Origin of the sequence: Carboxylicivirga fragile (assembly GCF_050589805.1) — a bacterium.
Classification (GTDB): Bacteria; Bacteroidota; Bacteroidia; order Bacteroidales; family Marinilabiliaceae; genus Carboxylicivirga; species Carboxylicivirga fragile.
In genome coordinates this window covers 1-23,655 of the sequence record NZ_JBNGOY010000068.1, presented here as the reverse complement: position 1 = coordinate 23,655, position 23,655 = coordinate 1, and the positions used below count along the sequence as shown (strand labels likewise).

Sequence of the window (23,655 nt, the reverse complement as noted above, 5' to 3'; positions counted from 1 at the left end):
ATACACTCATTAATAATTATGAAAAACAAAGAGGCTAACCATAAATGATTAACCTCTAAATTTTATTTAAAATCTTGTTACTTCTGAAATTGCCTCTCTATTAAAGAAATTGAAAAATCAGAACTAAGCTTCCCAATTGACAAACGGGTGGTTCAGATGTTAAAACAAATAATTAAATAGTGGCTTCAACCACCAGATGAAAGGAATCGTCTTTGTATTCTGATCGATTGAAATCACCATAATAATTTACTTCCTTAAATAAATCTTTCAGAGGTGCATCCATCCATGATTTAAGAAGCGGCAATAAAACAACACTGCTTTCTGCTATCTTTTCCTGGCCAGATGTTAAAACGGTATTAAAATCAATTTTCCCATCTGCACGATGAACATAGTTACGTACAAACTTATAATTAGCGGTTTCAATCGTTGGCAAATGATCCACCTTATCGTTAAGAATACGATCGTAATTAACAATCTGAAATAGAAACTTTCCGCCAGGCTTAAGTAGTTTCGCAACTTTCCAGAAAATTGATAAGACATCAGCTTCTTCGCCTAAATGAACCAAAGTATTACCAAAACAAAGTATAGCATCAAATTTTTTAACCTTAAACTCGTCAGTAATACCCTGCATATCTGCCTCCTTAAACTGAACATCCAAGGCTCGCGGACACTTTTCATTAGCAACATCAATCATTTCAGCATCGAAATCAAAAGCCCTAACTTTTGCACTTCTTCTGGCCATTGCAATTGACAGCGAACCGGTACCACATCCCATGTCCAGAACATGTTTTAGAATAAAATGTCCACCAACCGCCGATTCAACAAAATCAAGCTGTTTCTCATTCAATGGAAACAACTCGTCATAAGCATATGCAATGCGACTATAAAACTCCATTAGTCTATCGTTTCGGAAATGTGATAATTATTTCGCTCGGAACCATTACGCGATACCAATTCACCTAAAAATCCAGCTAAAAACAATTGCGTACCAATTACCATGCAAGCAAGCGCAATGTAAAAATAAGGGCTATCAGCAATAAGAGGCGCTGACAATTTATAATAGAAAACATATAGCAGTTTCTTCATTCCCAAATACAAAGAGGAACCTAAACCAAGCATAAACATTAATGTACCCAAAGCTCCAAATAAATGCATTGGTCGCTTACCAAATTTTGAGATAAAAGTAACCGACAACAAATCAAGGAATCCCTTTATGGTGCGTTCAATTCCAAATTTAGTTACGCCATACTTTCGTTCCTGATGCTGAACCACCTTTTCTCCGATACGGTCGAAACCAGCCTGCTTGGCAATTAAAGGTATATAGCGATGCATTTCACCATATACCTCAATATTTTTAACCACTTCGTTTTTGTAGGCCTTTAAACCACAATTAAAGTCGTGCAACTTAATGCCTGACACCCAACGAACGGTTCGATTAAATATTTTACTTGGCAATGTTTTACCAAGTGGATCATAACGTTTCTTCTTCCAGCCGCTAACAATATGAAAATCTTGCTCGCGGATCATCTTCACTAATTCAGGCACCTCATCAGGACTATCCTGTAAATCGGCATCCATGGTAATAACAACATCGCCTTTGGCTGCTTCAAAGCCACAGTACAAGGCAGCTGACTTACCATAATTACGTCTAAATCGAATACCACGAACCATATCGTTTGCTTCCTTTAAGGCCTCCACCACCTTCCACGAGGTATCTGAACTGCCGTCGTCAACAAACACTACTTCATAAGCTAAGTCCAGCGGGTCAACTACCCGCCGGATCCAACTTAATAATTCTTTTAACGATTCTTCTTCGTTATATAATGGTACTAGTATCGATAAATCCATATTATGCTTCTGCCGCTTCTTGTGTTTCTTCTTCAAACATAGGCTTATCCTTTTTGAAGATGGCCGCTAAGATAAGTGAAATTATTATACCAAATATAGCTGAAGAGAAAACTCCCATAATAGCCATCACCGGAGGATTCATAAACTTCCTTGTCATGGATTCTACCATCTCAATATTACCTTCTACTTCTGGATTCTTTTGAATAGCCTCTTCTAGTCCCTTTTGAACTAATTGCTCCACTAATCCCGGATCAATAAATTGAAATAGAATGTAAGTAAAGATGGCTGAAATAACACCTCCAATAAAACATGTCATAAATCCAAGACCAACTCCTTGCTTATAGGGAAGGAATCCGTCATTCTGCTTATCTCTGAAATTAATCATTGCCCAGCTAACAAATCCAATTGAAATAGCCAAAGATATCCATGTAACAAAACTTTCGCCAACCATACCCGCTAGATAAATGACCAAAGTGAAAACAATTGAAATTACACCAAGGTATAGACCATAAGTCATACCCGCTTTAGAACTTGATACTGTTTTTTCCATAATTTGGGTTTTTAAAATAATTAGACATCTAAAATACAAATATCCTCCGAATGCACCACTTTGAGCTAAAAATAAACATCAAAATGTTTTTTGTGAAAATTTTTGTTTTTCATTTTCACCTATTTACGTATTTGATGCAAAAAAAGTAGCAAAGTTTATTTGCATGGAAGCGTTTTTGTTTTACTTTTGCATCCGCAATCACAAAGACGGGTAAGTCCCATACGACTAGCTCCCGTTGAACTCCCCCAGGGCCTGGCGGCAGCAAGGGTAGACGGTTGTAGCAGTGCGATGTGGGTAGCTTACCCACCCGCCTGTGTAGCTCAGCTGGCTAGAGCAGCTGATTTGTAATCAGCAGGTCGGGGGTTCGAGTCCCTCCACAGGCTCCATTAAGACAACTAAAGAGTTGTTGGAGATTTAAAAAATATTGAAACACAGTTGGGGAGATACCAAAGCGGCCAACTGGGACGGACTGTAACTCCGTTGACTTATGTCTTCGCAGGTTCGAATCCTGCTCTCCCCACACTTTTGCCTGTGTAGCTCAGCTGGCTAGAGCAGCTGATTTGTAATCAGCAGGTCGGGGGTTCGAGTCCCTCCACAGGCTCTTTTTTTTTTAAGAGCGGCAAAAGAAAAACTGTTATTGCGAAAGTAGCTCATCCCGATAGGTATCGGGAGATAGAGCAATCGCAAAAAACGCGAAAGTAGCTCAGTTGATAGAGCATCAGCCTTCCACGCTGAGGGTCGCGGGTTTGAGCCCCGTCTTTCGCTCAATAAGCCATTCGATTTATATCGGGTGGCTTTTTTGTTTTGTCCTCTTTCGCATTTGCATGCACCAGCAATAATGACTTTCTTTAAGCTGAACAAAGGACTTAATGTATGTTGGTTAAAATCTACGAAGACAATCCGAATGAGAAAGAGTTAAAACGCCTGGCTGACATTCTGCGCAATGGAGGTTTGGTTATTTATCCCACCGATACGATTTACGGAATTGGTTGCGATATTAACAATGCCAAAGCGGTTGAAAAAGTAGCACGCATCAAAAACATCAATCTAAAGAAAGCTAACCTCTCCTTTATTTGTTACGATTTAAGCCATATTTCGGATTACACCAAGCCAATCAACAATACTGTATTTAAATTGATGAAACGGCACCTACCAGGCCCTTTCACGTTTATTCTGAATGCCAACAACAATGTTCCAAAGCTATTTAAGAACAACAAAAAAACGGTTGGGATCAGAATACCTGATAACAATATTATTCGTGAACTGGTTAAGGAATTGGGTAATCCTATATTATCAACATCAGTTAGGGATGAGGATGATGTACTTGAATACACTACGGATCCTGAACTCATCTACGAAAAATTTGCTGATCAGGTAGATGCTGTAATTGATGGTGGTTATGGTGCGAATGAACCTTCTACTATAATTGATTGCACTCATGATGAAGTTGAAATTATCAGACAAGGAAAAGGAGAAGTAGACCTGTAATGTTCAATTTGAAAATTTGCCAATGAGTTAATTTGAAAATTAATACATCTCCAAATCGGCACATTGAAACATTAAATCTACTCTTTCCAGAAATAAGGTGAAAAAATCAAAATCACGGTAAATATCTCTAAACGCCCAATCAGCATTAGTATTGACAAGAACCACTTACCAAAATTGGGTATCTGGTAAAAATTTGAAGCCGGCCCCACATCTCCCAAACCCGGACCTATATTTCCAATGGATGTTGCAACAGCTCCCAAGGCCGTATCTAAATCAAAACCCATTATACTCATGATGATCATACTGATGCCAACAATCATCATATAAATAACAATGAAGGCTAATACATTTGTGATGATACCCTGACTTACCGCCCTCGTATTATAACGAACAGGAATTACTGCATTAGGGTGCACCAAACGCTTTAATTCGTAATAACTGTTCTTCATCAACAATACAATTCGAACTATTTTAATACCGCCACCTGTTGACCCTGCCGAACCACCAAAAAACATCAACAAGAAGATTATCACACCCAAGAAAGGTGCCCACAGCAGGTAGTCAGCCGTAGCGTAACCTGTAGTTGTAATAATTGAAACCACCTGAAATAAACCATCGCGCCATGATTGCTCAAGCCCTAAAGATCCGCCGGTATAATAAAGCACACCACCAACAACTAGGCTCACAATTATAACCAACCAAAAGTACGACTGAAACTCTTCATCCTTAATTACTTTTGAGAAACGACCTTTTAAAGCTGCAAATGAAAGGGTAAAATTAGCTCCTGCCAAAAACATAAAAAAGATCATCACATATTGAATGAATGGTGATGCAAAATAAGCAATACTTGCTTGCTTAGTAGAGTAGCCACCAGTAGCCATAGTAGTGAACGAATGGCAAATAGCATCAAAGGGTGTCATCCCTCCAAAATACAGAAGAACGGCTTCCACAAAGGTAAAAAGCACATAAATACCATATAAGCGCTTAGCTGTTTCCTTAATACGAGGATGTAACTTATCGGGCACCGGCCCTGGCACTTCGGCCACAAACATCTGCATGCCTCCAACTCCTAAAACTGGCAATATGGCCAAAGAAAGCACTATGATTCCCATCCCTCCTAACCATTGTATCAGGCTTCGCCAGAATAGCAAACCATGAGGTAAGGCTTCAATATCATTTAATATACTACTACCCGTTGTCGTAAAACCAGAAATTGTTTCGAAGAAGGCATCTGTAAACGATGGGATTGCTCCACTCAACCAAAATGGCAATAATCCAAATAAAGAAAACACAAGCCACACTAATGTTACAATTAAATAACCTTCGCGTTTACCAATATCTTTAGGCGATTTGAGTAAGGAGAAACCGAGTCCTCCACCCACAACTATACAAATAGCCGAAGAAATTAAATGATAAGGTAAATCAAACTCATTATACAATGCAGCAACACCAGCAGATAAAAGCATAAAAACACCTTCAACAATAAGAAGAAGGCCTAAAACCAGTAGAATAAATCGTGTATTAAGCATAAATATATGAGCAGCTATTTAAGCACAAATATGTTATTTTTTTTTAGAATACAGACCTCAATAAAACAATTCTAAGAAATTGTTCTAACTAAACATCTTCTCAACCTTCGCAATACCAGAAGGCATAGCAAACAAGACCACCTTATCATTTGGTTCTATCTGAGTAGCACCTGTTGCAATTATGGCAGATTCTCCTCTAATAATACCACCAACATTAACATCTTTTGGTAAACTCAACTCAGATAAAGGTCCTCGGGTTATCTTAGAACTTGGTTGGGCTACCAACTCAAGTACCTCAGCATCGGTCGCTATTAAACACTTCACATGCGACACATTGGCACGAAGCGTATATCTAAAAATATGACTTGCAGCAAGCAGTTTTTTATTGATTAAAGTACCAATACCTATATTCTCGGCTAAATCGATGTAATCAATATTTTCAACCTCAGCAACCGTTTTTCTAACACCCATTTTCTTGGCCAACTGACAAGCCAGAATATTCACTTCCGAATTTCCGGTCACAGCCACAAAGGCATCCATCTTCTTAATGCCTTCATCCTTTAGTAGTTCAAGATTACGGCCATCGCCATTTATCACCAATGTATTTGATAGTTGATCGGCCAAACGTATGGCTTTCTCTTTGTCTATTTCAATCAACTTAATATTATACTTACTTTCTAGTCCTTGCGCCACCTTTTTCCCAATTCTACTACCTCCAAGAATCATCACATTCTTAATTTCGAATTGCTTTTTACCAGCATCTAGCATCACCTGCTTTACTGCCGATTTGGTAGTAATCACATATATTAAATCATTATGCTGTAGCGATTCCTTTCCGCGTGGAATAATTGTTTCACCATCGCGATTAATGGCAACAATATTATAAGCTTGAGTTTCGTTGCCACTCGAAATATCGGCTAATGTACGATCAACTATTGGTGCATTATCACGCACCTTAAGCGCCACCATAACCAACTTACTACCTGTGAATTCAAACAATTGCCGAGTACCTACTTGCTTTAAAGAAGCTTTAACCTCTTTGGCTCCTAACTTTTCAGGGTATATCAACTCATCAATACCTAAACGCTTAAAGAACAACTTATTTTCTTCATCCAGATATTCATGATTATTTACACGAGCAATGGTTGTTTTCGCCCCCAACTGCTTAGCCAGAATGCAGGACAATATACTCATATCCTGATAGGGTGGTACGGCAATAAATAAATCACACGACTTAACATTTGCCTCCTTCAAATCCTCAATAGAAGATATGGTACCAACTATTGTCATCAAATCGAAATGAGAGTCAACCTGTTTTAGTTTCTCCTCCTCTTCATCCATAAGAATCACATCGTGATTGGCATTACAAAACATCTTAGCCAAATGCGTTCCTACTTCTCCTGCTCCTGCAATAAAAATTCTCATGTTGCCTGAATTCTTTTATCCCCGTTTTTGTACTGGCAAAAACATCGCAAATTAATAGATAAACACACCATATCTCCAAATATTATTGATGAAAATCATAATTTATTAACACATCGCTATCGAACAACATGCTACAAGGCGCTTTAAACAACACTTTTACTTATTCCGCATGGTAAAAAATTTTATCTGACTCTTTACTATCAATGATTCTTAAAGCGATGTTTTCATACACGGAATCATTTTCAAATTGATTCGCATACATGATTGCTGCACATTCAACTGGTTTAGTTAATCCTTTTGACGGCCAGACCAACTTTTTCCTTACAATAAAATAGGACTTATCTCCTACAAACTTTACAGTTAACAAAGAATCTGAATCATTACAAGCTAAATACGTTTGGTGTTCATGTTTGACTCCATATTTTGTCCAATAGGCATCAAATAGAAATTTGATTTCATCATTCGCAATAGCTTTGCTTGCATACACCTCATTCACAGAATCATTGAAATAGTTCACAAGCAATACAGACCTTGATTTACTCATTAAAATTCCTCGTTGCGGAAGTAAAGCTCTGTTGCAATGAAAACTTAGAACAAACAGAATAGTGATAAACAATGTAGCAAACACGAGTTTAATTCGACTACTTTCTAAATAAAAATATATCATTATAAAGATTAGAAAAAACAGCCCCAATTGAATAGGCTCAAAGTTCAGCCTGGTCTGCAAAGCAAAAGGCAAGCCGTCAATCCATGTTACAACATTATTCATATAAAACAGCACATCGCTCATCCCTTCAGTTAATAACGACATAATTAAACCTGACCAACAAAACAATGCACCAACAACAGCCAACACCAAAGCTAGGGTAACTGCAGGTATCAATAAAGGATTGGATAACAAAAAGTAGATTGGGAATTGATGAAATACCATAATACTGATCGCCCCCGCTCCTATTTGTGCTGACAGAGATAGTGCAATAATAGACCAAGCCCATCTGAACGGTGGAAAGCTAAAATAGATCCATTTATTGATACTGGAGTAAAAAGCTACTATTGAAGCAACTGCACAATGACTTAACCAAAAACCAACATTATAAATTGTGAGTGGATCAATCAGCAGAATCAGAAACATACTTGCTCCCAACAGATTATAAACACCTACTTGTCGTCCCCACAAACGCCCCATTTCTAATATTGAAAACATTATACTAGCACGTAAAACAGATGGAGACAAACCAGTTACAAAAGCATATACCCACAAGCAAATGATTAAACTTATTGCTAATAATCTTCTATACTTACCTAAGAATAACTTTAAAAAACTGCTTAATATCAAATAGATAATTCCAACATGGAGACCCGAAACAGCAAGTAAATGAAGCGCTCCTGCACTTGAATACTTTTGTTTTAATTCATATTGCAAATCACTTTTATCACCTAAAAAGAGAGCGTTCAACACCGACAATTCTTCAACACCAATACCATATAGCTTGTACTTTTCATTTAAGTATGTGCGCAGTTTTGCACTTAGCACGAACAAATTATAATGCCCTTTTTTGCTTTGCACCTGTTTAAGTTGGCTAACATAAACACCAAAATGCCACCGCTGATTTTTCAAGTACGATAAATAGTCAAACCCATAGGGTATTAATGGCCTCTGGAAACTTATAAAACTACCCTTAATCAATAGTGTTTGACCACTCAGCACACGTTCTGAAAACTTCGACTTCGACAAGTAAACCAAACCCTTGCTACCATGAAAATTATGCAGAGAATCATTATTGATGGCATGTAATTTAACAAGGTAACGTGTGCTTTTTTCAGTCTCGCCAAGCTCGCGAATAATTAAAACTTTTGCTGAAACAGATGAGTTACTTTCAATAAATTCTGCTGGTCGTTGCTGATGATAAACGAATCCGGACAATAATAAAATAACGAAGACAATAAAACCATGCAGCCAGCGCCAATGGTATAAAGGATGTTTTTTATACCATATAACAAACAGCACGTAAAAAATAATAACGAATAACAAAAGTGCAATTGCAAAATGGGAATCTACATCTCCACCAAACGAATAGATCCCAATTATAAAAGGGATAACAATCCTTAAAAAAGGTGCTTTCTTAAGAAAAACATGTAACATATGCACTAAAGCTTATACCTACCAAAAATCAAAAGACGCGGGCATAATGCCGATGAACTGGTGAAGTATCAATTAGCTCATAATTAGCCATTGGCAGCTATCAACATTCGATCGGGATTACTAAATAAAATTATCATAAACTTTAGTTATAGTCAACAAAAATGCCAATAGAAATTCTATCGGCATTTAAATATTGTGATCAAAATTTTATTCTAATGCGACATGCCGTCACTTTCAATCGATTTAAATCCTTCACCAAGAACCTGACTACTATCCATTATATTCACAAATGCTTTCGGGTCAATCTTCGAGATATGACTCAAGAGAATTTGAGATTCACGACGGGTAACTGTCGTATAAATCATTTTACGCTCAGCACCTGCATACATACCAGTTCCTGTGAACATAGTACCTCCACGCTTTAAGCCATGCAAAAGTTGCTCTTGAATCTCGTCTGATTTATCCGAAATAATAAAAAGAGTTTTATTAATCTTCATACCATCAATCACCATATCAATGATTTTCCCTTCAATAAAAATAACTACCCACGAATATATTGGCAATGTCCAGTCAATGGTTCTAAAACTAAATTCTTTGCCTTCGTTAGGCATGAAAATAGTCAACAAAGTAATTGTTCCATCCACAATCATCACTAATTTACCAAGTGACATACGGGTATATTTATTCAGGATCATCGAAATAATATCAGACCCTCCTGATGTAGCTCTCGATTTAAATATTAAACCAATGGCAACACCATAAATAATACCTGAAATAATTGTATTTAAAATAGGTTCATTTGGAATGAATGCATCGTGCCCCCAAACGGATGGCATCTCCAAAATGTACACAAATCCCATAATGGCAAATGTGCTGACCAAAGTCTTAATTCCAAAGCGAGGACCCAAAACAAGGGTTCCTACAATAAGTAATGGAATCTCCATAAACAGTACCGATGTACTAATATTTAAACCCGTTGTATGATACAAAAAGTTAGCAATACCATATACCCCACCTGGAGCAAGCATATATGGATTAACAAATAAAACATCACCAATCGCAAACAATGCACTACCCACAAGAATGTAAATGTAAGCTTCAAACCAATCCTTGGATAAAAATTTCTCTTTTGTTACAAAAGCCATGACTTTGCTTAATAAATTAGATTAATATTTACGTAAAAAATCGCGCAAATATCGTCTGTTTTATTAAGGTGAAACATGACTAAATGCAGTTTATTAAAACAATTTTATTTGCTTTAATAAAACCATACATTTATCACATTTAACACATGACTTTTAGCTATAGACATTGAAATAAAACAACGCAAACGGCTAGTCAATGGCGAACCTAAAATCGTATATAATATGTCCTATTTATCCCAAACCAAATAAGCCGAAACCAACCAATGATTCATTTCATTTTCATCGATTGGCTGTGCGTCAGGAATACTTATTGTAAATTGATGAATACCTGCAGGCAAATCAAGCGCCACTTCGTAAGGATCGACCATTGATCCCGGGCACCAATTGGATCTGGACAAATCAGACGAAGCCAATCGTTCTTCAATCACTTTTTCGGCGTATTTGCCTTTATTCCAATCAATATAAGCTGCAGTATCAGTTATCAACCAAACGCCAGAGCCTGGGTTAAATCTTCTAAACGAGGCACAATCATCTCGCCATGGCAACATATTTAATACTTCTTTACCATCAATCTTGATGATATTCTGACAAGGCACAAACTCATCTCCTCCAGAATGACCACCGTGTCCTGTTGTAATATATTTTAATCGTAAGTTTTTCACTCCCTCAGGTATTTGAGCTTCGAACACTAAATCTTTTCTTGAGAAAATATCAGCATGCACCTGTCCATTCACATATGGGATGGTATTTAGAAGAGGTAGAACCTGCGTTTCAGTTTTTGCTAAATACTGACAAGGACTCTCCTCAAAAACCAATTCAGCCGAAACAGAATAACCTTCTTTTGTCCAGGTATCCACCCAGATTCCTATCCAAACTTCACCTTCCAATAAGCTCAAACAGTCACTCACATCCTCATCCCAATGCACTTCCTTTTCCCAATGGGGAATATAAACCGGTTTGCGATTATCCATTTGTTCATTGTAAAAACCTATCCCAAAAGGCGTCATAAAGCGCATCAACTCAACCACAGGACTATACCCTTCCTCGGACACAATGCCTTTTAGGTTTTCCAATCCTGGCGCAGCATCAGCTAAGGAATCCGTTTTATTATGAAAGCTTATGAAATTTTTCAAGTCGGAATTAGACAATACAAAACACGAACCTGATTTATCCCATCTATCACCTGCAGATGCAAGGGTAATTCTAAGGTTCGTTGAAACATCTCGCTGATAATTTGGCAACTGTACTTTTTTTAAAAGAATACGACCACTCATAATCCTAACTACATCATCAGTATTCAAATCAACGGCCGTATCAAATTCACCAGAACCAAAGAACAGGTGTTCATTATCAAATATTGATATTGTCTTATTGCCCATAGAAGGTAGTTGCTTCGGACCACACGAAACCAATAAAACTAGAAAACTTATAAAAACTAGTGCACCTTTCATTTTTAATCTATTTAAATTGTATCCTAAGTTATTTTAAAATTATTTCTCAAGAAACTTACAATTGTAAAAAACACGATTAGCACGGCTGAGAGTATGCTTAAACCCATTCCTATACCAAAAAAATCGATAAGCAATCCTAGCCCTAAGGCAAAAAAAGCAGTAAAAATGGTCTCACTTTGCGATTCGGCAGACATCACCGTTGCCATTATTTGATCGTCAAAACTTGAACTCACATAGCTAATCGCTATTGGCCTACGAACATTTTGAACAAGCAATATAAATGTGAATGCAACAACCGCCATAACATGCCATCCTATCATATAAAAAACTCCACCAACCAGTCCTCCCAGCCAGCCAATGATTTGCACAAAACTCAAAGCCTTGTATGAATTGGTAAACTTATTTTCTATCAAATGAGCTATTCTACTGATATAAGAAGTTAAAAGAAAAATTATAAAATAAATCACTCCAATAAGCAAAGCACCTTTACTTTTTTCATCTAAGTTATCAGCAAAGGGTAAGACAAGAGCTAAACTCAACAACAATGGCTGCATGTAGTCTTTTATGGCTTTATAAAAACCTGTATAACTACTTGTTGTAATCAGAATTCGAAAGGATGCCCATTGAGAAAACGCTTTCTTTAAAGCTTTGAAATGTTGTTTTAATAGATGCGCCACTCCCCCACTTTGAGCACTTAATTCTCCATTCAAGAAATCCGGGTAAGAAACCATTAAAAGCAAATCGATCAAATAAGGAAAGATAGAACACAGAAAAATATATTCGTAACTCCCCATGTAGAAAACAATGCCTGCACTTATTAAGGAAGCCATAGCAGAACCACGTTGTGACCAAGACCTGGTTCGTCCATAATAAATTGTTTTATCCACTGCCCATGCATTATGCTTGAGATAAGCTAAAATCATTGCCTTGTGCGTGCCTGTTCGAAAAGCGTCACCAATACCGTAGAGAACAAATGCCAATACAAACCCCCAAAAAGAATTAAAAATAAAAAAAAGCAGAAAACTAATAATATAAGATGCAAATGACAAAATCATTGCTCGCTTACGCCCAAACAAATCAGCAATAAGCCCCGAAGGCACTTCCAATATATTTATACAAATTTCGCGTACAGCATACAGAGAACCTATCTCGGTAAAAGACAAACCTTTTTCGTAAAAAAACAAAAGTAAAAACGGATCGAAGAAACGTAAGTTCTTAAAAAAGCCATAGGCGCAGAACTTGTAATATTGAATATCTTTTTGGAAAGTCATCCTTATGTTTTAACAATGCAGTTCAAAATAAACAAATACAAAGCATAAAACAATAAATAGCTAAAATGAGAAAGTCGCCTTAAAGCATTCTTTAAGACGACTTTCAACTTTTAACCAAACCTAACCCTAAACTATGAGAAAACTTACTCAATATCTTGAAGCACTGCGTGCTTAACTTTCTTTTTGTTGTTACAAATTAAGTTCTTTACTTAATCTTAACACTACAAAAGTATGGCGTTTTTGAAAAAAGACATAATGATTTGCGTTAAAATAAGTTAAAACAAATGTTAACATATCTTTATTTCCACATACATAGATAGTTAGAAGTTATATTTAAATGCAATATTAAATGTCTCTTTAAACTGCAAACGGTCAGACTCATTGGTAAAATAGCGAAGGTGCCCAACAATACGGGTAGACAAAAAGCGATTAATTCGCATATCCAGTATCACCTCCCAATCAGCTTGAACGAACGGATCATTTATTTTATACTCAGAAAAGACATCCAATTTTGAAGTCAAATTAATTTCTTTGGATATTTGATATACAAAATTATTAACGATCGACAGACCATTCTGCGAGGCGATATTTTCACCAACCTCAACACCATACTTTGTTGGATCGATTGTCTCAGAATCAGCAACTATTGTAAGGCGCGATGTTAAGGGTGAAAGTAAAAGCGTGAATTTTGTATTAGGCTTATAATCCATACCTATTGCAAACGACATGTAGGCAGGTGCTAAAAAACCGGATATTGGCGTTTCCCGATCAGCCCCTTCATAACCATAGAAAAATTGTGTTTTAAAATTATATAAAAAACTATAGTACCATTTCTCAGAAGATTTCAAACCGTACTTGGTATTTATTTCAATTAAATCGTCATTAATACTCGTAGACTCATCCTGAACCGACAACACACCGATCTTGTGAATAATATAATTTTCCCAACTATGTTTATCCTTGGCATAATTTGCTTTTAAACGCAAATCACTACTTAAGCTCACACTGCTCTCTCCACCCTTCGCCCAATTATCAATATAACCTTGCGATAACTGAATATTCTCCGTTCCCTCAAGTGTCCATGGACTTTTTTCAATAATAATACGTTCCAAATTTGGTTTGGTATTGAAAGTATCACGCAACATGCTTCGAATGGCCTTATCAACTGCACGCCTTTGCATATAATGTCGGCCAATATTTGCTACATCAGCAATATCTTCCCACACATGATCTACAAATTCAGGATGAGTATATACAGCTCGACTCATAACTTTATCAATTGGAGCCTGATCCTTAAAAAACGTCTTCGTTTCTTTTAGTATCTGTCGACTCTGCATTAAATTTTGATAATCAGCCAAGCTTTTCTTCGAGAAATCAATTGGTTTATAATTGATATCAGGGTAGTTTGGCTCCTTAAAAAACAAATCCAGATCATGTATTGTATAATGCTTACGGTCATCTATGAGAAAACGATAAGCTTCAAACATATCCAAACCATACAGCCTGCTTTGAATTATAAGGGTAATGTAATTGTTACGAAACTCAATATCTGTTTTATTGTACTTATAAAATCGTTGACCAAACTCATTTGTCTTAAGAAACGCTTCAATACTTTCGGCATCTATGTTCAAGGCCTGCGTATTCTGAGCACTTGCATTTGATAACATCCCTGATGTTACTATACAACAACAAATAATACTGAAAAGACGTAACCGTTTTTTGAAAGCCAAAACAAACACCAATTGATTATTAACTAACTTTTGCAAAAACAAAAGTAACAGTAAAAGTAGAATCGATAAAAAATATTGAATAAAAACATCAAATTGATTTGAACTTCGTAAAATTTAAATGGAATTATAAGCTTCTCAAGGCGATTTCTGTTGTAAGTTCTTATTTATAATATTTTAGCTTTTCTAAATAAAATGTTTTTGTAATTTTGTAGCAATTAAATACTCGTAACATGGCAAGTAAAATTATACAATCCGCTTTATCGACCCGTGTTTATCTCAACATTAAAAACAGGGACGAGTTCGCCTATTAATAGAACCAGAAGACTGGTTCGCATTTCTCATACTTAATTTCTTATTAACCTTATTACTGTTGCATCAGGCAACAAAAATCGAATACACTTTTGTGCCTATGCGCCATTTGTGCGTTCTTAAATTTTACTATTATGGAATTACCATTCTCAGAGTCATATAAAATTAAAATGGTTGAACCGATTCGCAAAAGCACACGCGAAGAAAGGGAACGTTGGATTAAAGAAGCTAAATACAATCTTTTCAACCTACGTAGCGATCAAGTATTTATTGATTTGTTAACAGATAGTGGCACAGGTGCTATGAGCGATCGCCAGTGGGCTGCCATGATGCTTGGAGATGAAAGTTATGCTGGTGCTTCATCGTATTACAACCTAAAAAATGCCATTAAAAACATTCTTGGTTTCGATTACTTTTTACCAACTCACCAGGGTAGAGCAGCGGAAAATGTGCTATTTTCTGCATTGGTAAAAGAAGGCGATGTGGTTCCGGGCAACTCACATTTCGATACAACAAAAGGTCACATTGAGTTCCGCAAGGCAAGTGCTATAGATTGCACCATTGATGAAGCCTTTGATACAACCCTTGATCACCCTTTTAAAGGCAACCTTGATTTAAATAAATTAGAGCACGTTCTTGTTTCAAATCCGAAAGAGAACATCCCAATGATTATTGTAACCGTAACTTGCAATTCATCAGGAGGTCAGCCAGTATCGTTACAAAACATGCGCGACGTATATGCCATGGCAAAAAAGTATGGTATTCGTGTTATTTTTGACTCTGCTCGTTTTGCTGAAAACGCCTATTTTATTAAAATGCGCGAAGAAGGTTACGCAGACAAAAGCATTAAGGACATTGTTAAAGAAATGTACACCTATGCTGATGGCATGACTATGAGTAGTAAAAAAGACGCCATTGTTAACATGGGTGGCTTTATTGCGCTTAAAGAAGAAGATCTTTTTAAGAAAGCTTGTCAGTTCAATATTATCTACGAAGGCTTTATCACCTATGGTGGTATGTCCGGGCGCGATATGAATGCCTTGGCACAAGGATTAGACGAAGGAACAGAGTTTGACTACCTTGAAACTCGCATCAAGCAAGTCGCTTATTTAGGTCAAAAGATAAAAGAATATGGCATTACCATCCAGGAGCCATTTGGTGGACATGCTATTTTTATTGATGCTAAAAAATTCCTACCACATCTTCCTAAAGAAGAATACGTGGCTCAAACACTAGCTGTAGAATTATACAAAGAAGCTGGTATACGTGGCGTTGAAATTGGTACATTATTGGCCGACAGAGATCCTGTTACGCGCGAAAATCGATATCCTGCATTGGAATTAGTGCGATTAGCTATTCCGCGTAGAGTCTACACAAACAACCATATGGATGTAATTGCAGTGGCCTTAAAGAATGTCTTTGATCGTCGCGAATCAATCAAACAAGGTTATAAAATTCTTGATGAAGCACCAATTATGCGTCACTTTACGGTTGAATTAGCACCAGCTGTTAAAACAGAAGCAACGGTATAAAAAACATAAGCCATTATACAATTAAAGGTTGTGCACATCTGCACAACCTTTTTTTATGCTTTCCTTTGAAGGCTATTATATTTTGATTTGCTTTGTAGCCTTTCAAGAATTATCGGTACAACTAAAGGCTTTGTTATTGGTTGTACTACTTGTTGGCTCTCCCGATAATTTTCGGGACTAAATAATAAAATTACATGAAGGACCTTACTGTAGGAAATGAAGCTAAAGTAATCTTCAAGTTTGCTCTACCAATGGTAATGGGTAATCTCTTACAGCAATTATATCATGTAGTTGACAGCCTTATTGTAGGGCGATTTCTGGGAAAAGAAGCCTTAGCCGCTTTGGGAGCTTCAGCTCCAATATTCTATGCCTTGATCGCTTTTATTATTGGTATCGGCAGCGGAGCCACCATCGTAATAAGTCAGTATTATGGCGCAAAAAATTTACATAAGGTCAAGCGTGCCATCGACACCATTTTTATTTTTCTGTTTGTTGCCTCCATTTTTATCACAATCACCGGTATAACATATAGTGAGGAAATATTCCGCCTTTTACATGTTGAAGAAGCAGTGATTCCTCTCGCGACGAAATATTTCAATGTATTTATGATGGGCATGCTTGCCTTCTTTGGCTTTAGTGCTACATCCTCCGTTTTGCGAGGCCTTGGGGATTCTATGACTCCCTTATGGTTCATGCTAATCGCAACAGTAATCAATATTCTACTCGACATTATTTTTATCGTCGTATTTAATTGGGGTATCGAAGGTGTAGCTTATGCAACCGTAATAGCACAAGCTGGCGCTTTTATCTCTGGCGCCATCTATTTGACACACAAACACCAACTTATATCATTCAATTTCAGAAAATACAAATTTGACAAGGAACTCTTTTATCAAAGTGTAAAAATTGGATTACCTACGGGGTTTCAACAAGCTTTTGTGGCGCTCGGAATAATGGCGCTTGTTCGTATTGTTAACAATTTTGATACCGATGTTCTTGCGGCGTTCTCGGTAGCAAGCCGTATTGATGCATTGGCAGCAATGCCAGCGCTTAATCTAGCCAGTGCTTTATCAGCCTTTGTTGGACAAAATTTGGGTGCAAAAAGAATCGATCGCATAAAAAAGGGACTGAGGGCCACTTTAGTAATGGCCTGGGGCATTTCCTTAACAGTTACAATCGGTGTAATTCTTTTTGGAGATCACATCATGGCTTTGTTTATCCAGGATGAAAATGTAATAGCTCACGGCACTAAATACCTTGTAATTGTGAGTTCGTTTTACATGATCTTCTCTACTATGTTTGTTATGCATGGCGTATTACGAGGAGCTGGCGACACACTCATCCCAATGTTTATAACCCTTTTTTCACTGTGGGTTATTCGTATACCATTTGCCATTGTACTATCTGATCTATTTGGTGTAACTGGTATCTGGTGGGCCATCCCAATTGGTTGGACCATGGGTCTTGTTGGATCATTAATCTACTATTTTACAGGACGATGGAAAACTAAAAGTATTGTCACATAACTTCTTTCACTATGCTTAATATCATCCTGGCTATTAGTCTTATTACATCTTCACTTTTTAGTATACACTCTAAAGAAGTAAAAAGCATTAGCCATCAAATAAAACTATCTCAAAAAGTAAGGGAAACATCTGGTTTAATTTATTACCAAAACGATGTATGGACCATCAACGATAGTGGAGACAAGGCAAATCTCTATCGCATTAGTTTACAAAGTGGTGAAGTTATTCAGACCATACACATTCAAAACGCTAAAAATATTGACTGGGAAGATATTGCCCAAGATGATGACTACATATACATTGGAGATACAGGTAATAATAGAGGAAACAAGAACACTTTTCGCATCTATCAAATTTCAAAAAAACATATCCCAAAACAACTTACAAACTGTACTATTAGCGCAGAAATAATTACTTTTCAATATGAAGATCAAGGAAGTGATTTACTTGCTTATCAACATGATTTTGATTGTGAAGCGCTCATCTCTATTAATGGAGAAATAGGTTTATTCTCAAAAAATTGGGCAAGTGGTAATACCAATTATTACATCATCGATAAAAGTACTGGAACGGCCAATAAAAAAGCAACATTCGCTTCAAGTGGAGTGATTACAGCTGCGGATTATGATGTAAAAAACGACATCGTCTTTCTTACCAGTTACCAATACAAAAACGATTCGTTCTTCCCCTATCTCGTATGTATTAAAAACTTCTCCACGAAAAGACCGAAAACAGAAGAATATCAATTAGAAAAACTTAATCATTTTCAAGTTGAAGGTGTTTGTATCATTAACAATGAAGTGTTCATAAGTAATGAAGAAACAAGTCATGCCCCACCATCAATTCATAAGGTAAGCATCAAGCAAACTACAAAGCTGCAATCTGCTCCTTAAAGGTTTGAGCACTAGCAACAAGTTTATACTGCTTTGGCAAAACAGGTTTCAACTCCTTAATTTGAAGTCCCATAACAAAAATTGGATACTCAGGTACAGCATTGGTTAAATCCTGTAATATGGTATCCAGTTCATCTTTTTCGCGTGCTGCAACAAAAGCAGTAAACAAAGCATTAACATCACGCGTTTCAACTATCACTTTTAAATCCTCAATGGGTACAGCTGCTCCCAGATAGACAACATTATAGCCTTCTTTACGAGCAATTAAACTATAGAAAAGCAAACCAATTTCATGCAACTCATTCTCTGGCAAGAAGAACACTATACTCTTACCCGCCTTTGGAATAAAATTCTGCATCTCATTATCAATAGCCACAATCAACTTTTGACGAATGAGATTTGAAATAAAATGTTCCTGCGATGGGTTAATGGTACCAGCTTGCCACAAAATTCCAATGCGATCAAGAAAAGGGAACAAAATATTCTCTACCGTTGACTCAAATCCTTGCTTAATTATTGAATTGGTTAAGACATTTGAAAACTTACTTTCATCCAATTCGAGCATGGCAACCAGCAGGCTTTCAATTTGAACATCGGTATTACGCGTATCCAAACAAAGGTCAATCACTCTTTCGCGTAACTGACTTTCACTCATTCCAGCAATTTTCGAAATTTTAAACCCATTCTGATTTAAAATCGAAACATTTAAAATTCGTTTTAAATCATCATCACTGTAATAACGAATATTAGTGGAGGTACGCTGAGGTTCAATTAATTGATACCTGCGTTCCCATATACGAATGGTGTGGGCTTTAATTCCCGATATTTTCTCTAAATCTTTTATTGAGTAAATTGCCATACTAGCTCGAATATACTTTTTATGGTTTGCCTGACTCTGTAACAGGCAAATTATATTGAATGTTCAGTTAGATTAAATATTATTCTTTTCTCCAAACCTACGAAACTACAAGTAAAACTCCGTAGCAATCTATATAGATAAAGGAGACCCAATTGAGTCTCCTTTGAATAATCACGTTGCAGAAAGAAGCGTTATGGTACTATCACCTTGTCAATAACGTGTACTATTCCATTGGTTCCTTGCACATCCGCTGCTACAACATTAACATCGCCATCAATGGTAACGCCATTGTCAACATTCACCATTATCGATTTAGTTGTGTTTAGTGTCGGAACATTACCATTGCTTAATCCAGTGGATAGCGCATTGGCACTTACAACGTGAGCTAATAATATAGGGGTCAAATCTTCTTTTGTTAAATCATCAAGTCCTGTTATTTCCAGTGCCGCAAATAAATCTTCAAAAGCTTGATTGGTTGGTGCGAAAACAGTAAACGGCCCTTCTGTTAATAGTGCATCAACTAACTCGGCTTTTACTAGTGCACTAACCAAAGTTGAAAAATTGCTGTTTTGTGAAGCAATGTCAACTATCGTAGGAGGCACAATTACTTTATCAATAGCATGAATAATACCATTTGTAGCTACAACATCGCTTGCAACAACATTACTCATACTATTAAGCATTACCCCGTTGTCAACATCCACCTTAACACTAATATTATTTTCAAAAGCAGATCCAAGTGTTGGAAAATATCCGGCTTCAACCATAGATGCAGGCACTACACTACCCATTACGTGGTATAATAAAATAGGCGTAAGCGCTTCCTTTGATAAATCGTCGAGACTCACATTTGCTTCATTCAAAAACATTGAAAAAGCATCATTAACAGGTGCAAAAACAGTAAACATACCTTCATCATTATCGAGCGTTGCAGCCAATTCAGCCTTAGTAACAGCTGCTACTAATGATGAAAATGATTTGTTAGCAACCGCATGGTCTGTAATACTCATCGGCAATATAACTTTATCAATCACATGTATAATACCATTGTCTGCTTCTATATCAGTTTGTATGATACTTGCTCTATCGTTAATCTTGCCCATAGTCATATCAACATAAAACGAAAGTGTATAACCTTCAGATGGCCCAGAACTTAAAGAGCTATAATAACCCGATTCAATCATCGAAGCTTTCTTCCCTCCTGCTACAACATGATATAGCAATACCTCTGTTAGAACTTCATTTGGAATATCGTCCAAACCGTTCACATCTAATTCTTCAAGTAAAGCTACAAAAGCAGCATTGGTTGGAGCAAAAACTGTGAAATCAGAATTATCGGCAGCTAAATCATCGTCTAATCCTACTTTTTGAAGTGCAGCAACCAGAATACTAAAATTATCATCACTGGCAGCAACTTGCGTAATCGTTTTCTCCATCATTGGTGTTTCCTGTGTCGTATCGTCATCGTCGTTACATGATGTATTGACAAATAGTAAACCTCCGAATAGTACCACAACTAATAAATTTCTCTTTAACGTTTTCATGACTCTAAGTTTTGATGTTTATAAATTTGTAAAACTATAAGGGAAACTTTGGGGAATCATTTTTGTTCATTCTTTTTTTATATTTCTTAAACAAAATACACATCAAATACACTATCCTATTTATTTTCAATACATTATTGACTCGTATTTTTTTACTTTTTTTTCTAAACATTACTTTTCAAACCAAAACTTCGGCGCCAACATGTTCAGGAAAAAGCTTACCTTTGGAGTTCAATTACGAAAACGATAATTCATGATTCAATCAATGACGGGATTTGGGAAAGCCATTTGTGAGCTTCCTAATAAGAAAATTAGTATTGAAATAAAGTCCCTTAATAGCAAGCAGCTCGACTTAAATACGCGCCTACCAAATTTATACCGTGAAAAAGACATTGAAGTCAGAAACCTGTTGAGCAAGAAGCTTTTCAGAGGGAAAATTGATCTTGGCTTTTATGTTGAAGCTGCCACTTCTGATAAGATCACAAAGATAAATCACCAGGCAATTAAGGATTATCATGGTCAATTAAAAGCCATCACCGAAGATTTGGGCATGTCGGATAACACAGATTTTCTGAAAGTTATAATGCCTTTACCCGATACTGTAAAAGTTGAATTAGCTGAATTAAATGAGGAAGAGTGGAAAGCGATTGCCGCTACTATTCAAAAAGCCATCGATGATATTATCTCATTTAGAAAAAGTGAAGGTCAAGCTTTAGAGAATGATATTAGGGAAAGAATTACTTGCATTGGCGAGCTACTTACCGAAGTTCCTAATTACGAATCTCAGCGCATTGAGAAAATAAAAACCAGAATCCGTGAAAACCTGGAAGAAGTAGCTCAAAAGAGTCAAATTGATGAAAATCGCTTTGAACAGGAAATCATATTCTATCTTGAAAAACTGGACGTTACTGAAGAAAAAGTACGCTTAAAGAATCACTTGGAATATTTTATTGAAACCATTGAATCAGGCGATAGCGTTGGAAAAAAATTAGGTTTCATCACACAAGAGATTGGGCGTGAAATAAACACTTTGGGCTCAAAAGCCAATGATGCCGATTTACAGAAGATTGTAATTCGCATGAAAGATGAACTTGAGAAAATTAAAGAACAGATTCTAAACGTTCTTTAAGCACATTGAAGAACTAACATATCACTCACAGCAATGACAAAAAAAGGTAAACTACTTATCTTCTCGGCCCCTTCGGGGTCTGGAAAGAGTACCATCGTACAAGCCTTATTGAAAAAAGATTTCAAACTAGAATTCTCCATATCGGCAACAAGCAGAGCTCCCAGGGGCGAAGAAAAACATGGGCAGGAATATTATTTCCTATCTGCGGAAGCCTTCGAACAGAAAATAAAAGAAGATGCCTTTCTGGAATGGGAAGAGGTATACAGCGGCACACACTATGGCACGCTTCGAAGTGAAGTTGATCGAATAACATCAGCTGGTTATAACATTGTATTTGATGTTGATGTGGTTGGAGGGGTTAATATTAAGAAAGAATATGGCGATGAAGCATTGAGTATTTTTGTTCAGGCGCCATCGATCGAAGAATTGAAAAAACGATTAATAGGTCGAAATACTGACTCGGAAGATAAGATAAATCAGAGGTTAGCAAAGGCTGAATACGAACTAACATTTGCCCCTCAATTTGATGCCATTGTTATTAACGACAATCTTGATAATGCGGTTGAAAGTGCAGAAAAACTATTAACTAGTTTCTTAAAACAATGAAGCAAATCGGTCTCTTCTTTGGCTCATTCAACCCAATTCACATAGGTCATTTGGCATTGGCCAATTACATGTGCGAATTCGAAAACATGGATGAAGTCTGGTTAGTTGTTAGTCCGCAAAACCCTTTTAAAAAAAGCGTTGATTTAATAGAAACAGACCAGCGCATTAAAATGGTTGAGTTGGCTACCGAAAACTATGCCAATATGCGAGTCGAAACTATTGAGACAACATTACCTACCCCATCATATACAATAAATACACTGGAAGCTTTACAGAAGCAATACAAAGATTGCTTCTTCAACATTATAATGGGGGCTGACAATATTCAGAATATCCATCGATGGAAAGATTCAGATATGATCCTTTCCAACTACTGTATTTACGTTTATCCTCGTTTAGGCTATTCAACTGATGGCATAGAATTACCGCTAAGCTGCAAAATAACGCAGGCTCCCATCATTGAAATTTCATCCACACAAGTTAGGCAATGGCTCAAAGCGGGTAAAACAATTCCTTATTTCACGCCTGAGAAAGTCATCTCCTACGTAAAAGAAAACAAACTGTACCAGTAAAAACTGGATCTTATACCAATTGTATTCCAAAATGATTGATAAATCATTTTGCTAATTACAATGGTTAATGCCGATACAAAAGCACAGATTGATTTTTTTATCAAT

At 36.7% G+C, this 23,655-nt stretch carries 19 protein-coding genes and 4 tRNA genes; 11 read left to right on the top strand and 12 right to left on the bottom strand.

Features of this window, described 5'->3' with window-relative positions; translation table 11 throughout:
* Positions 1 to 172 precede the first annotated feature (172 nt).
* The 3 genes from ACRD7B_RS21045 to ACRD7B_RS21035 are packed head-to-tail and all read right to left on the bottom strand — an operon-like array spanning position 173 to position 2,398.
* Positions 173 to 895: a class I SAM-dependent methyltransferase gene (locus ACRD7B_RS21045; protein WP_430826636.1), complete on the bottom strand. Its 723-nt coding sequence runs from the start codon at positions 893 to 895 to the stop codon at positions 173 to 175.
* A complete protein-coding gene (locus ACRD7B_RS21040; RefSeq protein ID WP_430826635.1) occupies positions 895 to 1,884 on the bottom strand; it encodes a glycosyltransferase family 2 protein in 990 nt (329 codons plus the stop codon). The genes ACRD7B_RS21045 and ACRD7B_RS21040 overlap by 1 nt, the downstream gene beginning before the upstream one ends.
* Positions 1,850 to 2,398, bottom strand: a complete 549-nt coding sequence (locus ACRD7B_RS21035) for a DUF4199 domain-containing protein (RefSeq protein ID WP_430826634.1) — start codon at positions 2,396 to 2,398, stop codon at positions 1,850 to 1,852. The genes ACRD7B_RS21040 and ACRD7B_RS21035 overlap by 35 nt, the downstream gene beginning before the upstream one ends.
* 309 nt (positions 2,399 to 2,707) lie before the next feature.
* On the opposite strand from ACRD7B_RS21035, the gene ACRD7B_RS21030 reads away from it, so the two are divergent.
* From ACRD7B_RS21030 to ACRD7B_RS21010, 5 genes are all read left to right on the top strand, one after another.
* Positions 2,708 to 2,784, top strand: a tRNA-Thr gene (locus ACRD7B_RS21030).
* Between the two features lie 51 nt (positions 2,785 to 2,835).
* A tRNA-Tyr gene (locus ACRD7B_RS21025) sits at positions 2,836 to 2,918 on the top strand.
* Positions 2,919 to 2,925: 7 nt separating this feature from the next.
* Positions 2,926 to 2,999 (top strand) — tRNA-Thr (locus ACRD7B_RS21020).
* Positions 3,000 to 3,090: 91 nt separating this feature from the next.
* Positions 3,091 to 3,163 (top strand) — tRNA-Gly (locus ACRD7B_RS21015).
* A 108-nt stretch (positions 3,164 to 3,271) separates the two neighbouring features.
* Complete coding sequence (locus ACRD7B_RS21010) at positions 3,272 to 3,886, top strand: L-threonylcarbamoyladenylate synthase (RefSeq protein ID WP_430826633.1); 615 nt, start codon at positions 3,272 to 3,274, stop codon at positions 3,884 to 3,886.
* Between the two features lie 77 nt (positions 3,887 to 3,963).
* On the opposite strand, the gene ACRD7B_RS21005 is transcribed toward ACRD7B_RS21010, so the two are convergent.
* The 7 genes from ACRD7B_RS21005 to ACRD7B_RS20975 all read right to left on the bottom strand — a co-directional run bounded on the left by ACRD7B_RS21005 (position 3,964) and on the right by ACRD7B_RS20975 (position 14,517).
* A complete protein-coding gene (locus ACRD7B_RS21005) occupies positions 3,964 to 5,415 on the bottom strand; it encodes a TrkH family potassium uptake protein (protein WP_430826632.1) in 1,452 nt (483 codons plus the stop codon).
* Between the two features lie 84 nt (positions 5,416 to 5,499).
* Entirely contained in the window at positions 5,500 to 6,840 is a 1,341-nt protein-coding gene (trkA, locus tag ACRD7B_RS21000) for a Trk system potassium transporter TrkA (RefSeq protein ID WP_430826631.1), read from the bottom strand.
* 160 nt (positions 6,841 to 7,000) lie between these two features.
* The gene (locus tag ACRD7B_RS20995; RefSeq protein ID WP_430826630.1) at positions 7,001 to 8,983 is read right to left on the bottom strand and encodes a ComEC/Rec2 family competence protein; all 1,983 of its coding nucleotides are present in this window, start codon (positions 8,981 to 8,983) and stop codon (positions 7,001 to 7,003) included.
* Positions 8,984 to 9,195: 212 nt separating this feature from the next.
* On the bottom strand, positions 9,196 to 10,128 hold the full coding sequence (locus ACRD7B_RS20990; RefSeq protein ID WP_430826629.1) for a YitT family protein: 933 nt from the start codon (positions 10,126 to 10,128) through the stop codon (positions 9,196 to 9,198).
* Between the two features lie 227 nt (positions 10,129 to 10,355).
* Entirely contained in the window at positions 10,356 to 11,579 is a 1,224-nt protein-coding gene (locus ACRD7B_RS20985) for a PNGase F N-terminal domain-containing protein (protein WP_430826628.1), read from the bottom strand.
* Positions 11,580 to 11,602: 23 nt separating this feature from the next.
* Entirely contained in the window at positions 11,603 to 12,850 is a 1,248-nt protein-coding gene (locus tag ACRD7B_RS20980) for an MFS transporter (protein ID WP_430826627.1), read from the bottom strand.
* Between the two features lie 320 nt (positions 12,851 to 13,170).
* Complete coding sequence (locus ACRD7B_RS20975; RefSeq protein WP_430826626.1) at positions 13,171 to 14,517, bottom strand: DUF3078 domain-containing protein; 1,347 nt, start codon at positions 14,515 to 14,517, stop codon at positions 13,171 to 13,173.
* A gap of 506 nt (positions 14,518 to 15,023) precedes the next feature.
* Here ACRD7B_RS20975 and tnaA point away from each other — a divergent pair.
* From tnaA to ACRD7B_RS20960, 3 genes are all read left to right on the top strand, one after another.
* Entirely contained in the window at positions 15,024 to 16,421 is a 1,398-nt protein-coding gene (gene tnaA / locus ACRD7B_RS20970; RefSeq protein ID WP_430826625.1) for a tryptophanase TnaA, read from the top strand.
* A gap of 194 nt (positions 16,422 to 16,615) precedes the next feature.
* On the top strand, positions 16,616 to 17,947 hold the full coding sequence (locus ACRD7B_RS20965; protein ID WP_430826624.1) for an MATE family efflux transporter: 1,332 nt from the start codon (positions 16,616 to 16,618) through the stop codon (positions 17,945 to 17,947).
* An 11-nt stretch (positions 17,948 to 17,958) separates the two neighbouring features.
* The gene (locus tag ACRD7B_RS20960) at positions 17,959 to 18,840 is read left to right on the top strand and encodes a hypothetical protein (protein ID WP_430826623.1); all 882 of its coding nucleotides are present in this window, start codon (positions 17,959 to 17,961) and stop codon (positions 18,838 to 18,840) included.
* Here ACRD7B_RS20960 and ACRD7B_RS20955 read toward each other — a convergent pair.
* A complete protein-coding gene (locus ACRD7B_RS20955; protein WP_430826622.1) occupies positions 18,815 to 19,699 on the bottom strand; it encodes a MerR family transcriptional regulator in 885 nt (294 codons plus the stop codon). The two genes, ACRD7B_RS20960 and ACRD7B_RS20955, sit on opposite strands and share 26 nt — an antisense overlap.
* A 191-nt stretch (positions 19,700 to 19,890) precedes the next feature.
* Positions 19,891 to 21,243, bottom strand: coding sequence for a fasciclin domain-containing protein (locus ACRD7B_RS20950; RefSeq protein WP_430826621.1), 1,353 nt, complete (start codon positions 21,241 to 21,243; stop codon positions 19,891 to 19,893).
* Positions 21,244 to 21,496: 253 nt separating this feature from the next.
* Between ACRD7B_RS20950 and ACRD7B_RS20945 the strand changes: the two genes are divergently transcribed.
* From ACRD7B_RS20945 to nadD, 3 genes are read left to right on the top strand one after another with little or no spacing between them, the layout of a single operon-like run.
* A complete protein-coding gene (locus ACRD7B_RS20945) occupies positions 21,497 to 22,372 on the top strand; it encodes a YicC/YloC family endoribonuclease (protein ID WP_430826620.1) in 876 nt (291 codons plus the stop codon).
* Positions 22,373 to 22,405: 33 nt separating this feature from the next.
* Positions 22,406 to 22,978 (top strand): guanylate kinase, encoded by a 573-nt coding sequence (gmk, locus tag ACRD7B_RS20940; RefSeq protein ID WP_430826619.1) that lies wholly within the window; start codon positions 22,406 to 22,408, stop codon positions 22,976 to 22,978.
* Positions 22,975 to 23,550, top strand: coding sequence for a nicotinate (nicotinamide) nucleotide adenylyltransferase (gene nadD / locus ACRD7B_RS20935; RefSeq protein ID WP_430826618.1), 576 nt, complete (start codon positions 22,975 to 22,977; stop codon positions 23,548 to 23,550). The genes gmk and nadD overlap by 4 nt, the downstream gene beginning before the upstream one ends.
* The last annotated feature ends 105 nt before the right edge of the window (positions 23,551 to 23,655 follow it).